Genomic DNA, 12,351 nt, shown 5'->3' on the forward strand with positions numbered 1-12,351 from the left:
TCCATTGTAGGAGTGAGCCTGCTCGCGATGAGGCCGGTACAACCACAGCAACACTTGAGCAATTTTCCGCTCACCACCAACCACAGATAAGCGGATTTCCGCTCAACGAAACGTCATCACCCCTCTAAACCGGCCCTCTCCCCGTTGGCACAGCTCCTGCTATAGCCCTGGCAGGCTGCGTTTAATCGCGCTCCACAAAAACAATTAAATGAAGGATCCTTCAATGGATAACTCCAACGCCCTGCCCCTTGGGTCGGCTGCCACGCCGGCTAAAGAAAGAACCACCGCCAGTCGCATCAAATCGATTTTCAGCGGTTCTGTCGGCAACATGGTCGAGTGGTATGACTGGTACGTCTACGCCGCCTTCTCCCTGTATTTCGCCAAGACCTTCTTCCCCAAAGGCGACACCACCGCCCAATTGCTCAACACCGCCGCGATCTTCGCCGTGGGCTTCCTGATGCGTCCGATCGGTGGCTGGCTGATGGGTCTGTATGCCGACAAGGTCGGGCGCAAAAAGGCCCTGATGGCCTCGGTGTACCTGATGTGCTTCGGCTCGCTGCTGATCGCCCTGAGCCCGAGCTATGAAGTCATCGGCATCGGCGCGCCGATCCTGCTGGTGTTCGCGCGCTTGCTGCAAGGCCTGTCGGTGGGTGGCGAATACGGCACCTCCGCCACTTACCTCAGCGAGATGGCGACCAAGGAACGTCGCGGCTTCTACTCCAGCTTCCAGTACGTGACACTGATCTCCGGCCAGCTCATCGCTTTGGCGGTGCTGATTGTCCTGCAGAACTTCCTGACCACCGAGCAGCTGTACGCCTGGGGCTGGCGCATCCCGTTCGCCATCGGCGCGCTGTGTGCCGTGGTTGCGCTGTACCTGCGTCGCGGCATGGAAGAAACCGAGTCGTTCACCAAGAAAGAAAAAGCCAAGGAAAGCGCGATGCGCACCTTGATGCGCCACCCCAAGGAACTGATGACCGTGGTCGGCCTGACCATGGGCGGTACGCTGGCATTCTACACCTACACCACCTACATGCAGAAATACCTGGTGAATACCGTCGGCATGAGCATTTCCGACTCCACCACCATTTCCGCCGCCACGTTGTTCCTGTTCATGTGCCTGCAACCGATCATCGGCGGGCTGTCGGATAAAATCGGTCGTCGGCCGATCCTGATTGCCTTCGGCATTCTGGGCACGCTGTTCACCGTACCGATCCTCACCACCCTGCACACCATTACGACCTGGTGGGGCGCGTTCTTCCTGATCATGGCGGCGCTGATCATCGTCAGCGGCTACACCTCTATCAACGCCGTGGTGAAAGCCGAACTGTTCCCGACCGAAATCCGCGCCCTGGGCGTGGGCCTGCCGTACGCACTGACCGTCTCGATCTTCGGCGGCACCGCTGAATACATCGCGCTGTGGTTCAAGAGCATCGGCATGGAAACGGGTTACTACTGGTACGTGACCGCGTGCATCGCCGTGTCGTTGCTGGTGTACGTCACCATGAAAGACACCCGCAAGCATTCGCGGATCGTGACGGACTGATCGCCAATCGACGCTCACCGCAACGGTGAGCACCAAGGCCCTTCGCGAACGAACTCGCGAAGGGCACCGTTCGTCTGCGCCTCCACCAGGATAATCATCGGTTAATGCACCGGCAGCAGCCTGCTGCTGAGTGCATCCCTATCGACAGGACGCACGTATATCCGTTACAGGTCTCGAAAGAGTGCCTGAACGTATCCAAAGCGAACGTACCTGGAGTACCTGTCATGAATATCCGATTGATCCTTGCTCTGACCCTTTCCTTGCTGGCTGCCAATACCTTTGCAGCCGATGGTTACGACAAAACCGGCTCGGCCTCTTTCGGCTCCGATGCCAGCGCCGCCATCGAACGCAGCCACTCGGGCACCTATGCCTCGGACGGTTTCGACAAAACCGGTAGCGCTGAAGCTATCGGCTGATCGTGGAGGGAAATTCACAGCTCGACCTCAAAACCCTGTAGGAGCGAGCTCGCTCGCGATGGTCGTCAACGATAACGTTGGTTGGCAGGTGCCCCGCGGCGCTCTCAGGTTTATCGCGAGCAAGCTCGCTCCTACAGTGATCTTCATCTGACTGGAAATCTGCGGCGCATGCTTGCACCATGAACGTCTCCCGCAAGTTCTGGAAATCCCCATGCCCGACGCCATCCACTTCTACGAACCCGCCAACGGCCACGGCCTGCCCCACGATCCATTCAACGCCATCGTCGGCCCGCGCCCCATCGGCTGGATCTCTTCACAGGATGCCGAGGGCCGCTTGAACCTGGCGCCCTACAGTTTCTTCAACGCCTTCAACTACATCCCGCCGATCATTGGGTTTTCCAGCGTCGGGCGCAAAGACAGCCTGAACAACATCGAACAGACCGGCGAGTTCGCCTGGAACCTGGCCACCCGGCCGCTGGCCGAGCAGATGAACCAGAGCAGCGCCATGGTCAAACCTGAGGTCAACGAGTTCGAACTCGCCGGGCTGACGACCGCTGCCTCGAAGGTCATTCAGGTGCCGCGGGTGGCCGAGAGCCCGGTGTCCTTCGAGTGCAGGGTCACGCAGATCATCCAGTTGCAACGGGCGGACGGCAATGTGGTGCCGAGCTGGCTGATCCTCGGCGAAGTGGTCGCCGTGCATATCGCCAAGTGGCTTTTGAAAGACGGGGTGTACGACACCGCCGCGGCAGAACCGATTCTGCGCGGCGGCGGGCCGGCGGATTATTTCCAGCTGGGGCCTGAGGCGTTGTTCAAGATGTACCGCCCGGGACGGTGAGAATCACCAGAGCAGGTCGGTGTTTTCCTTGACGTCCTTGAGGCGGGTCAGCTCCTTGGCGGCCGCATCATCGGCCTCGTGAGCGGTCTTGAAGATCTGCCCTTCCAGCACTTTGTGAAAACGCGGGGCGCCGGAACCACCCAGCGCCTTGACGGCGATAGCGGCGTGGTAACCACCCTCGCCCGGTACTACAGCGGAAACAGCTTCGAAGTGTTCAAAGGCTTTACGTGCCATGTCGCGCATCCTGGCTGGTTGAGAATGCCGTCATTAAACCCTCAACCGGCCAGTTTGTGTACCGCCAGTCCAGACTGACCGAGAGCCTGCGCCGCCGAGACATCCTTGAAGGTGTGGAAATCCAGACTGTTGACCACCAGCTCCTGCACCAGCTCGGCAAAAATCTCCATCGCAGGCGTGCTGAAGTACGCGGTCATGGCCTGTTGATTGCTCCAGAAACCGGACACCAGCCACAACTCCGGATCGCATTGCGAATGCTGCAAGGCAAAGCTCAGGCAGCCTGGCGCTGCGCGGGACGGTTCGATCAGGGCGCTGAGGCGCACACCGAGTTCCGCCGAACGCCCGGCGCGCGCTCGAACGAAGGCCATATGACTGACGGGGATTTGCGTGGACATGTTCAACCCTCCCGGGGAGTTGCGTGGCAGCCGGGGGACGGGCTGCGACAGGATCAAAGGTTAAGGGCGCAGGCGCCTGTCTCGTTAGTCGATTCCTGCCGGTGCGTTGCACAATCCTGCGAAACTGCATCGCCAGCCTGTAACAAGCTGTAAAACCCTGTCACGGTTCTGCCATACGAGTTTCAAGCAAGTTTTTCAGGCACATGGCTCTGGTAGCTACACCGCCGGTGGACCCCGGGCAGAATCAGGCAAGCATCTGGCAGGATGTGTCTACCGCTGCCGCTTGCACAAACTTATGCTCTGCTCCATTCCTTCCATGCCTTGCCGAGGATGCCTCGCATGTCGTCGCTCGATCACTTTCAAGCCCCGCTGGACACCGACATGGAAAAACAGCGCGCGGAACTGGCGGCCATCATCCGCCGCAACACCGCCGAAGATGGCAGTTATGCCACGGCCATCGGCTCGCTGTTCATGTCCCGCCACAGCCAGTCCCACGAGTTCGCCCCGGTGCTCGCGCAACCGGCGCTGTGCATCATGGCCCAGGGGCGCAAGGAAGTTCAGTTGGCCAACGAGTACTTCAATTACGACCCGTTGAACTACCTGGTGGTCTCGGTCTCGATGCCGCTCAGTGGACGGGTGGTGGATGTCTCGCCCGAGGAACCGATCCTGGCCTTGCGCCTGGACATCGACCCAACTGAAATCACTGCACTGATCGCCGACGCCGGGCCCCTCGGCGTGCCCACCCGGCCGACCGGGCGCGGGTTGTATGTCGAAAAACTCGACACCGCGATGCTCGACGCCGTGCTGCGCCTGGCACGGTTGCTGGACACGCCAAAAGACATCGCCATGCTCGCGCCGCTGATTCGCCGGGAGATTCTCTATCGACTGTTGCGCAGCAAACAGGGACATCGGCTGTACGAAATCGCCATCGCCAACAGTCAGAGCCACCGCATCAGCCAGGCGATCAAATGGCTCAACGGCAATTTCGAACAGCCGTTGCGCATCGATGATCTGGCCAAGGAAGTGAACCTGAGCGTGTCGACGCTGCATCACCGTTTCAAGGCGATGACGGCGATGAGTCCGTTGCAGTATCAGAAGCAATTGCGCCTGCAGGAAGCACGGCGGTTGATGCTGGCCGAAGGGCTGGAGGCTTCGGCGGCGGGGTATCGGGTCGGGTATGAAAGTCCGTCGCAGTTCAGCCGGGAGTACAGCCGGTTGTTCGGGGCTCCACCGTTAAGGGATCTGGCGCGGTTGCGGTTGTCAGTTTGATCCAGAATTTGTGTGGGTTGTGCCGGCCCTATCGCGAGCAGGCTCACTCCCACAATTGATCTCCAGTGAACACAACATTCGTGAACACCTCAGATCCATTGTAGGAGCGAGCCTGCTCGCGATGAGGCCAGTGAAGCCAACATCAAATCCGGATCAGGCCCCAAGTACCCGGCAAGCCTCCACCGGCAAGGTCACCGACACCGGATGCCCAACGCTCAAGCCAAAGCCCTGACACGGCGTGCTCAGCGCGGTAAACGACACTCCGGAACACTCCACCGTGGTCTCGATGGTCGCACCGATATCCCGCACGAACGTCACCTTGCCCAGCAAGCGGTTGCCCGCGGTCGCCTGCGGAGCCGACAGTTGCAGGTCTTCCGGGCGAATCAACATCTTCACCTTTTCACCGACCACAATGCTGCTGCAGATCGGCACTTGCAGCGCATCGCCGCCTGGCAAGCTGACCTTGCCGTTGCCCAGCACCGTGGCCGGGAAGATGTTGCCCGAGCCGATGAAGTCCGCGACGAATTCGTTGGCCGGGTGCCGGTAGATCTCGATCGGCGTGCCCACCTGCTGCACCTTGTGCTCACCCAATACGACCACGATATCGGCCATGGTCATGGCCTCGCGCTGGTCGTGGGTCACCATGATGGTGGTGATGTTCAAGCGTTGTTGCAGTTGACGGATTTCCACCTGCATCGACTCGCGCAGCTTGGCGTCCAGTGCCGACAACGGCTCGTCGAGCAGGAGGATTTTCGGGTGCGAGGCAATCGCCCGGGCAATCGCCACACGCTGGCGTTGGCCGCCGGACAGCTTGGCTACCGGGCGATTGATCATCTGTTGCAGCTGGATCAGTTCCAGCAACTCCACCACCCGCGCCTGCTGGTCAGCCTTGCTGACCCCACGCAGTTTCAGCGGATAGGCGATGTTCTCGCCCACGGTCATGTGCGGGAACAGCGCCAGGGACTGGAACACCATGCCGAAGTTGCGCAGGTGCGCCGGGGTGTTGCCGATGTCTTCGCCGTCCAGGCGGATCTCGCCGGCGGTCAGTGTTTCAAGGCCGGCGATCATGCGCAGCAAGGTGGTCTTGCCGCAGCCCGAAGGGCCGAGGAAACACACCAGTTTGCCCTCGGGCAAATGCAGGTTCACATCCGTTACCGCGCAGGCCGAGCCGTAATGTTTCTCGACGTTTTCCAGAATCAGACCAGACATGTGAATCACCTCAAGAAATCAGAACGAAACGCCACCTTCACCAACCAGCTTCTCCAGCGCCCAGATCAGGACGAAGTCGATCAGCACGATCAGCACGGCAAACGAAAATACGGTTGGGTCGAGCGAAGACACGGTGCGGCTGTACATCCAGATCGGCACGGTCATCACATCGATGGTGTAGAGGAAGTAGGTCACGGTGAATTCGTTGAACGAGACGATGAACGCCAGCAGCATGCCCGCCAGGATCCCCGACTTCATCAACGGCACCACCACATCGACAATCGCCCGCAGCGGTGAAGCGCCGAGCATTTGCGCGGCCTCTTCGACTTCGCTGCCGATGGAGAGCATCGCCGCCGTGCAGTTTTTCACCACGAACGGCAATGCGAGGATCACGTGGGCGATCACCAGGCGCGAGGTGGTCATGTGGAACGGCAGGCTGTCGAACACCAGCAGCAACGCCAGGCCCAGCACCACCATCGGGAACACCAGCGGTAGCGACATCAGTTGCAGTGCCACGGCCTTGCCGCGGAACTCGCAACGGGTCAGCGCGTAGGCCGCCGGCACCGCGATGATCGTGGCGAAAATCATGGTCAGGCACGACACCAGCAGGCTGGTGCTCATGGCTTGGCCGAGGCTCAGGACGTCACTGGCGTCCGGCGACACGAAAGTGTGCCAGGCGGCCTTGTACCATTGCAGGCTGTAGCTGCTCGGCGGGAAGTCGAGGTTCGACGCGCCGCTGAACGACATCACGATCATGGTCAGGATCGGCAGTACCGCCAGCAGCAGGATGAAGCCGGAGAGGATGCCGGCAAACTTGCCGGTATCACCCGGCAACAGCTGACGCTTCTTGGTCAGGGTACTCATTGCGAAGCCTCCAGCATGCGCCGACGACGGCCGGTAATGTATTCGGACAGGGTCATGATCGCGAGGGTGGTGACGATCAGCACCACACCGGCAGCGGAGGCGGCGGGCCAGTTCATCAGCGGGGCGATCTGGTCATGCACCATCACCGCCAGCATCGGCACGCGCCGGCCACCGAGCAGCAAGGGCACCACGAAACTGCTGGCGTTATAGGCGAACACCAGGGTCGCACCGGTAATGATCCCCGGCAGGCTCATCGGCAGTACCACCTGGCGAAACACCTGGAAGCGACTGGCGCCCAGGGTGGCGGCCGCTTCTTCGTAGCTGCGGGCGACGCCGCGCATGGCGCTGGCAATCGGCAACACGGCCAATGGGAAAGCGGTTTGCACCAGGCCCATCAACACGCCGTTCTGATTGTAGAGCAGCATGATCGGGCGCTTGATCAGGCCCAGGCCCATCAGTGCCTGGTTGAGCATGCCGCCAGGGCCGAGGATCACCAGCCAGCCATAGCTTTGCAGCAACAGGTTGACCAGCAATGGCAACAACACCGCCGCAAGGAAGATCCGTCGCACGAACGGCGAGGTCAGGCGCGACATGGTGTAGGCCACCGGGATCGCCAGGATCACTGCGATCACCGCGCTGATCAGCGCCAGGCGCAGGGTCAGCATCAGCGATTTGAGGTAATAGGGTTCCAGCAACTGGGCGTAACTGGCCAGGCTGAACCCGGACCACTCCGCGCCCTTGGTGCCCACGCTCATGCGCAGTACCAAGAGGCTCGCGGCGATCAGCACGCCGAGAAACAGCATCGACGGCGAGAGGAAAAACCAGGCGCGCGCCGTGGGTGAAACACCCCGGGCAGCGCGCACGGGGGCGGCACTCACCGGATGGGCAAGAGGTTGGTGTTCCATAGCAAAGGGTCTCGTCAAAGGAAGATCAATGACACACGGAAGCGGGGTGTCACCCCCACCCCTGTAGGAGCGAGCATGCTCGCGAAGGACTTGAAGGCGCCTCATTCATTCAGGCAGCCCTCGTCATCGTTAACGTCCATCGCGAGCGCGCTCGCTCCTACAGATCAGGAAGAAAAGATTTCCGTGTAACGACGAATCCATTGGTCATGCACAGTCGCCAGGAAAGCGTTGTCGTGCATGATCGCCTTCTCGGCAATCTGCTCCGGCGTGAGGATGTACGGGCTCTTGCGTGCTTCAGCGGAGATGATCGCCTTGGCGTTGACCGGGCCGTTGTAGATGTCTTCAGCCATCTTGCCTTGCACCAGCGGGTCCAGGGAGTGGTTGATGAAGGCGTAGGCCATGTCGGTATCGCCCGGACGGTTCTTCGGCATCACCGACAGCATCAGGTCGGTGTAGAAACCTTCCTTCATGCCAAAGGTGGCGCCCAGGCCGTAGGCCGGATCGCGGATCTGTTTCGGGAAGAACGCTGGTGCGTAAAGGCCGCCCATGTCCAGGGAACCGGTACGGAACAGTTCGGCGATCTGGTTCGGGTTTTCGCCCAGGGTCACCACACGATCCTTCAGCTCGGCGAGTTTCTTGAAGCCAGGTTCGATGTTGTGTTCGTCACCACCGGCCAGTTTGGCGGCGATGATGATCAGGTCCATGGCCTCGGTCCAGTTCGGCGGCGGCAGGAAAATGTTCGGCGCCGCGTCGGCATCCCACAGGGAGGCGTAGCTGGTCGGGGCTTCTTTCTGGGTGCGGGTGCTGTAGACCAGGCTGTTGCACCACAGCAGGTAACCGATACCGTGGCCATTGGCGCCGGTGCGGTATTTCTCCGGTACATCGACGAGATTGGGAATGCGGTTGAGGTCGGGTTTTTCCAGCAGGTTCGCGGCGGCCAGACCTTCGGCGCCGACGCCTGCCAGGGTGATGATGTCGTACTGCGGACGATCACCGCCGGCCTTGAGCTTGGCGACCATTTCCGAGGTACTGCCGGTGCGGTCGGCGATGACCTTGCAGCCGTACTTGTCTTCGAAAGTCGCGGCGATGTTACGCAGTGCGGCCAGGCCGGTGTCATCGGACCAGGTCAGCAAACGCAGCGTCTTGCCGGCAAAACGTGTGTCGCTGGCATTGGCCTTGATGAACGGCATGCTCATGGCGGCCGCTGCAACCGAGGCTACGCCCACGGTCTTGATAAATTGACGTCTGTTCAGATCATGCTCGCCCATTACGGACTCCCTTTGTTTTTGTAGGTATAAGGCAGGTCGAAACTGTTGCATCCGCGCGACTGGATCAGCGTTAGCCCCTCTATTTTCGGGGGTTTGGTTGAACCAGCGAGTTCATCCTGAGGTCGTGTAAAACACCTGACTATCGATAAAAACTCATTGAAGCCATGACGCCAGCGCATGCCTCTTGTAGGAGCGAGCCTGCTCGCGAAAGGTGCAAGGGCACCGCGCTCATTCAGGCTGCTCGCGTCATCGTTGACGTCCATCGCGAGCAGGCTCGCTCCTACAGTGACAGGCGTCAGACGGCCCGGATCACGTGTTTGATTTCCTGGAAAGCCTGCAAGCCCCACGGCCCCAACTCACGGCCGATGCTGCTCTGCTTGTAGCCGCCCCAGGCGGTCTGCGGAAAGATCACTTGCGGTGCGTTGATCCACACCAGCCCCGCCTGCAAGGCGTTGGCGACGCGGTCAGCGGTCTGTGCATTGCGCGTCACCACGCTGGCAACCAGGCCAAACTGGCTGTCGTTGGCCAGAGCAATCGCTTCGGCCTCGCAGGCGAAACGGCGCACGCAGATCACCGGGCCAAAAATCTCTTCACACCACAGCGCACTGTCGAGGGGCACTTCGGTGAACACCGTCGGCTGCAAAAAATATCCGCGTGGCAGGTCGGCCGGGCGATTGCCACCGCAAACCAGCTTGGCACCGGCACTCAAGCCACGATCGATGTGACCGAGCACGCGCTGGTATTGCGCTTGATTGACCAGCGCGCCCATTTCCACGTTCGGGTCGAACGGGTCGGCCACGCGGATCGCTTCGGCACGGGCCTTCACGCGGGTCAGGAATTCATCGGCCAGTTCATCGGCGACCAGCACGCGGCTGGTGGCGGAGCACATCTGCCCGGCGTTGAAGAAACCACCGCCACAGGCCACTTCCACCGCCAGGTCGAGATCGGCATCGGCCAGCACCAGCAGCGAGGATTTCCCACCCAGTTCCAGGCTCACGCCCTTGACGGTTTCCGCCGCTCGTTGCATGACCTGTACGCCGACTGCGTTGCTGCCGGTGAAGGAAATTTTCGCAATGCGCGAGTCTGCCGACAGCGGAGCGCCAACCGCGAGGCCAGTGCCGCACACCAGGTTGAACACGCCCGCAGGCAACCCGGCTTGCGCGATGATCGCCGCCAGTTCCAGCTCCGGCAGCGGCGTCACTTCCGAAGGCTTGAGCACCACGCAGCAACCGGCGGCCAGGGCCGGGGCGAGTTTCCAGGCGGTGGTGACCATCGGGAAATTCCACGGCACGATCAGGCCGACCACACCGCACGGCTCGCGGCGCAAACGCGCGCTGAAGTCGTCGGTCGGCAGCTCGATGGCGCTGTCCTGTTTCGCATCCAGCCCTTCGGCCAGACCGGCGTAATACTCGAACGTGGCGATCACGTCATCGACGTCGATCGCGGCTTCGAATTGCGGCTTGCCGTTGTTGCTCGACTGCAAGTACATCAGTTTTTCGCGATTGGCCTGCACCCCCGCGGCAATTTTGCGCAGGATCGCGCCGCGTTCGGCGCCCGTGGTTTTCGACCAGTGGGCGAACGCCTGGGTCGCCGCGCTCACGGCTTGATCAACGGCGCGCTCATCGCCGCCATTGACGGTGGTCAACAGGGCTTCGGTCGCCGGGTTGATCACCCGCAGGTGTTCGTTGCCGGCCGACCATTGGCCGTTGATGTACAGGCCATCCAGGGTCGTAGGGAAAGTCATTTCGACACCGCCTGCATCCACTGGGTCTGGTCGATTTCAATCAGGGTCGGGCCCTGGCGGTCGGTGGCCACACGCAATGCGCCGCGCAGTTGCTCGACACTGCTGACCGCTTCGGCGGCGCAACCCAATGCCTTGGCCACCCCGATGAAGTCCGGGGTGTAGATGTCCACGCCCACCGGCTCGATGGCGCGGTTGACCATGTATTTCTTGATCTCTTCGTAGCCCTGGTTATTCCACAGCAGCACGATCACCGGAGTGCGCGCTTCAACGGCGCTGGCCAGTTCCGGCAGGGTGAACTGCAGGCCACCGTCGCCGATCAGGCACACCACCGGAGGACGCGCGCCACCTTCGACGCGGCCACCCAGCCAGGCGCCAATCGCCGCCGGCAAGGCGTAGCCGAGGGTGCCGTAACCGGTGGACGAGTTGAACCAGCGACGCGGACGCTCCGGGTTGAACGTCAGGTTGCCGGTGTACACCGGTTGGGTCGAATCGCCGACGAACACCGCGTCCGGCAATTCCTGCAGAACGGTTTCAAGGAAGCGGGTCTGGGCCAGGGTCGGTGCGTCCCAGTTCGCGGCGAGGTCTTCACGCAGACGAGCAGCGCGTACCTGCCCCCAATCGTTGCTGCGCTCGGCCAGGGATTTGTGCGACAGCGCGCTGAGCAAAGCCTGGGCGGCGTTGCGCGAGTCGGCCACCAGTGCCACGTGCGGCGGGTAATTGCGCACGGTCTGGTCCGGGTCGATATCGACGCGCAGCAATTTGCCAGGAATTTCGAAGCCACCGGCGAAGGTCACGTCGTAGTCGGTCTCGGCCAGTTCGGTGCCGATGGCCAGTACCACGTCGGCCTCGGCGACCAGCGCACGGGTGGCGACCAGGCTCTGGGTAGAGCCGATCAGCAGTGGGTGGCCGGAGGCGAGCATGCCCTTGGCATTGATGGTCAGGGCGACCGGCGCGTCCAGCAGCTCTGCCAGTTCAGTCAGCTCGACAGCCGCGTCGATGGCACCGCCACCGGCGAGAATCAGCGGACGCTTGGCACCGGCCAGCAATTCAGTCATGCGCGACACGGCGCTCGGCGAAGCACCGGCGCGGTCGATGTTGACCGGCAGGCTGGCGAGCAAGTCGTCGGCCTCTTCAACCAGGACATCCAGCGGAATTTCAATGTGCACCGGACGCGGACGACCCGCCTGGAACAGCGCAAAGGCACGGGCCAACACGCCCGGCAATTCCGACGCCGACATCAGGGTGTGGGAGAACGCCGCGACACCGGCACACAGTGCGCCCTGATTCGGCAGCTCATGCAGCTTGCCGCGACCGCCGCCCAACTGGCTGCGCGATTGCACGCTGGAGATCACCAGCATCGGGATCGAATCGGCGTAGACCTGGCCCATGGCGGTGGTGATGTTGGTCATGCCTGGGCCGGTGATGATGAAGCACACACCCGGTTTGCCGCTGGTGCGGGCATAGCCGTCGGCCATGAAGCCGGCGCCCTGTTCATGGCGCGGCGTGACGTGGTTGATGCTCGAACGGGCCAGCCCGCGATACAGCTCCACGGTATGCACCCCCGGAATGCCGAACACCTGCTCGACCCCGTAGTTTTCGAGTAACTTGACCAATACTTCGCCGCACGTCGCCATGTCTTTGCCCTTTTTGTTCGTTTGAGACGCCGGGC

The 12,351-nt window shown here is 61.6% G+C and carries 12 protein-coding genes; 4 read left to right on the top strand and 8 right to left on the bottom strand.

Features of this window, described 5'->3' with window-relative positions; translation table 11 throughout:
- Positions 1–223: 223 nt before the first annotated feature.
- The 3 genes from AC3ITA_RS23110 to AC3ITA_RS23120 all read left to right on the top strand — a co-directional run bounded on the left by AC3ITA_RS23110 (position 224) and on the right by AC3ITA_RS23120 (position 2,794).
- Positions 224–1,543: an MFS transporter gene (locus tag AC3ITA_RS23110; protein ID WP_414929423.1), complete on the top strand. Its 1,320-nt coding sequence runs from the start codon at positions 224–226 to the stop codon at positions 1,541–1,543.
- Positions 1,544–1,767: 224 nt separating this feature from the next.
- Positions 1,768–1,959 (top strand): hypothetical protein, encoded by a 192-nt coding sequence (locus tag AC3ITA_RS23115; RefSeq protein ID WP_095942811.1) that lies wholly within the window; start codon positions 1,768–1,770, stop codon positions 1,957–1,959.
- A gap of 211 nt (positions 1,960–2,170) precedes the next feature.
- Entirely contained in the window at positions 2,171–2,794 is a 624-nt protein-coding gene (locus AC3ITA_RS23120; RefSeq protein WP_095942812.1) for a flavin reductase family protein, read from the top strand.
- A 3-nt stretch (positions 2,795–2,797) separates the two neighbouring features.
- On the opposite strand, the gene AC3ITA_RS23125 is transcribed toward AC3ITA_RS23120, so the two are convergent.
- Positions 2,798–3,028: a hypothetical protein gene (locus tag AC3ITA_RS23125; RefSeq protein WP_095942813.1), complete on the bottom strand. Its 231-nt coding sequence runs from the start codon at positions 3,026–3,028 to the stop codon at positions 2,798–2,800.
- Positions 3,029–3,069: 41 nt separating this feature from the next.
- Positions 3,070–3,423 (bottom strand): putative quinol monooxygenase, encoded by a 354-nt coding sequence (locus AC3ITA_RS23130; protein ID WP_150673673.1) that lies wholly within the window; start codon positions 3,421–3,423, stop codon positions 3,070–3,072.
- Positions 3,424–3,762: 339 nt separating this feature from the next.
- Between AC3ITA_RS23130 and AC3ITA_RS23135 the strand changes: the two genes are divergently transcribed.
- Positions 3,763–4,692 (top strand): AraC family transcriptional regulator, encoded by a 930-nt coding sequence (locus tag AC3ITA_RS23135; RefSeq protein WP_150728061.1) that lies wholly within the window; start codon positions 3,763–3,765, stop codon positions 4,690–4,692.
- Positions 4,693–4,845: 153 nt separating this feature from the next.
- Here the strand turns inward: AC3ITA_RS23135 and AC3ITA_RS23140 are convergent, their stop codons facing one another.
- The 6 genes from AC3ITA_RS23140 to AC3ITA_RS23165 all read right to left on the bottom strand — a co-directional run bounded on the left by AC3ITA_RS23140 (position 4,846) and on the right by AC3ITA_RS23165 (position 12,316).
- Complete coding sequence (locus tag AC3ITA_RS23140) at positions 4,846–5,901, bottom strand: ABC transporter ATP-binding protein (protein WP_095942816.1); 1,056 nt, start codon at positions 5,899–5,901, stop codon at positions 4,846–4,848.
- Positions 5,902–5,919: 18 nt separating this feature from the next.
- The gene (locus AC3ITA_RS23145; RefSeq protein WP_095942817.1) at positions 5,920–6,765 is read right to left on the bottom strand and encodes an ABC transporter permease; all 846 of its coding nucleotides are present in this window, start codon (positions 6,763–6,765) and stop codon (positions 5,920–5,922) included.
- Complete coding sequence (locus AC3ITA_RS23150; protein WP_489278427.1) at positions 6,762–7,670, bottom strand: ABC transporter permease; 909 nt, start codon at positions 7,668–7,670, stop codon at positions 6,762–6,764. The genes AC3ITA_RS23145 and AC3ITA_RS23150 overlap by 4 nt, the downstream gene beginning before the upstream one ends.
- 164 nt (positions 7,671–7,834) lie before the next feature.
- Positions 7,835–8,938 (bottom strand): extracellular solute-binding protein, encoded by a 1,104-nt coding sequence (locus tag AC3ITA_RS23155; protein WP_095942819.1) that lies wholly within the window; start codon positions 8,936–8,938, stop codon positions 7,835–7,837.
- 295 nt (positions 8,939–9,233) lie between these two features.
- Positions 9,234–10,682: an aldehyde dehydrogenase family protein gene (locus AC3ITA_RS23160; RefSeq protein ID WP_489278428.1), complete on the bottom strand. Its 1,449-nt coding sequence runs from the start codon at positions 10,680–10,682 to the stop codon at positions 9,234–9,236.
- A complete protein-coding gene (locus AC3ITA_RS23165) occupies positions 10,679–12,316 on the bottom strand; it encodes a 5-guanidino-2-oxopentanoate decarboxylase (protein ID WP_489278430.1) in 1,638 nt (545 codons plus the stop codon). Before AC3ITA_RS23165 ends, AC3ITA_RS23160 begins: the two co-directional genes overlap by 4 nt.
- Positions 12,317–12,351 lie beyond the last annotated feature (35 nt).

It is taken from the genome of Pseudomonas sp. GL_090 (genome assembly GCF_057837765.1).

Excerpts from the sequence above, each read along its gene's own strand:
- AC3ITA_RS23110 (WP_414929423.1), top strand. The coding sequence starts at position 224 with ATGGATAACTCCAACGCCCTGCCCCTTGGGTCGGCTGCCACGCCGGCT.
- AC3ITA_RS23115 (WP_095942811.1), top strand. The coding sequence starts at position 1,768 with ATGAATATCCGATTGATCCTTGCTCTGACCCTTTCCTTGCTGGCTGCC.
- AC3ITA_RS23120 (WP_095942812.1), top strand. The coding sequence starts at position 2,171 with ATGCCCGACGCCATCCACTTCTACGAACCCGCCAACGGCCACGGCCTG.
- AC3ITA_RS23125 (WP_095942813.1), bottom strand. The coding sequence starts at position 3,028 with ATGGCACGTAAAGCCTTTGAACACTTCGAAGCTGTTTCCGCTGTAGTA.
- AC3ITA_RS23130 (WP_150673673.1), bottom strand. The coding sequence starts at position 3,423 with ATGTCCACGCAAATCCCCGTCAGTCATATGGCCTTCGTTCGAGCGCGC.
- AC3ITA_RS23135 (WP_150728061.1), top strand. The coding sequence starts at position 3,763 with ATGTCGTCGCTCGATCACTTTCAAGCCCCGCTGGACACCGACATGGAA.
- AC3ITA_RS23140 (WP_095942816.1), bottom strand. The coding sequence starts at position 5,901 with ATGTCTGGTCTGATTCTGGAAAACGTCGAGAAACATTACGGCTCGGCC.
- AC3ITA_RS23145 (WP_095942817.1), bottom strand. The coding sequence starts at position 6,765 with ATGAGTACCCTGACCAAGAAGCGTCAGCTGTTGCCGGGTGATACCGGC.
- AC3ITA_RS23150 (WP_489278427.1), bottom strand. The coding sequence starts at position 7,670 with ATGGAACACCAACCTCTTGCCCATCCGGTGAGTGCCGCCCCCGTGCGC.
- AC3ITA_RS23155 (WP_095942819.1), bottom strand. The coding sequence starts at position 8,938 with ATGGGCGAGCATGATCTGAACAGACGTCAATTTATCAAGACCGTGGGC.
- AC3ITA_RS23160 (WP_489278428.1), bottom strand. The coding sequence starts at position 10,682 with ATGACTTTCCCTACGACCCTGGATGGCCTGTACATCAACGGCCAATGG.
- AC3ITA_RS23165 (WP_489278430.1), bottom strand. The coding sequence starts at position 12,316 with ATGGCGACGTGCGGCGAAGTATTGGTCAAGTTACTCGAAAACTACGGG.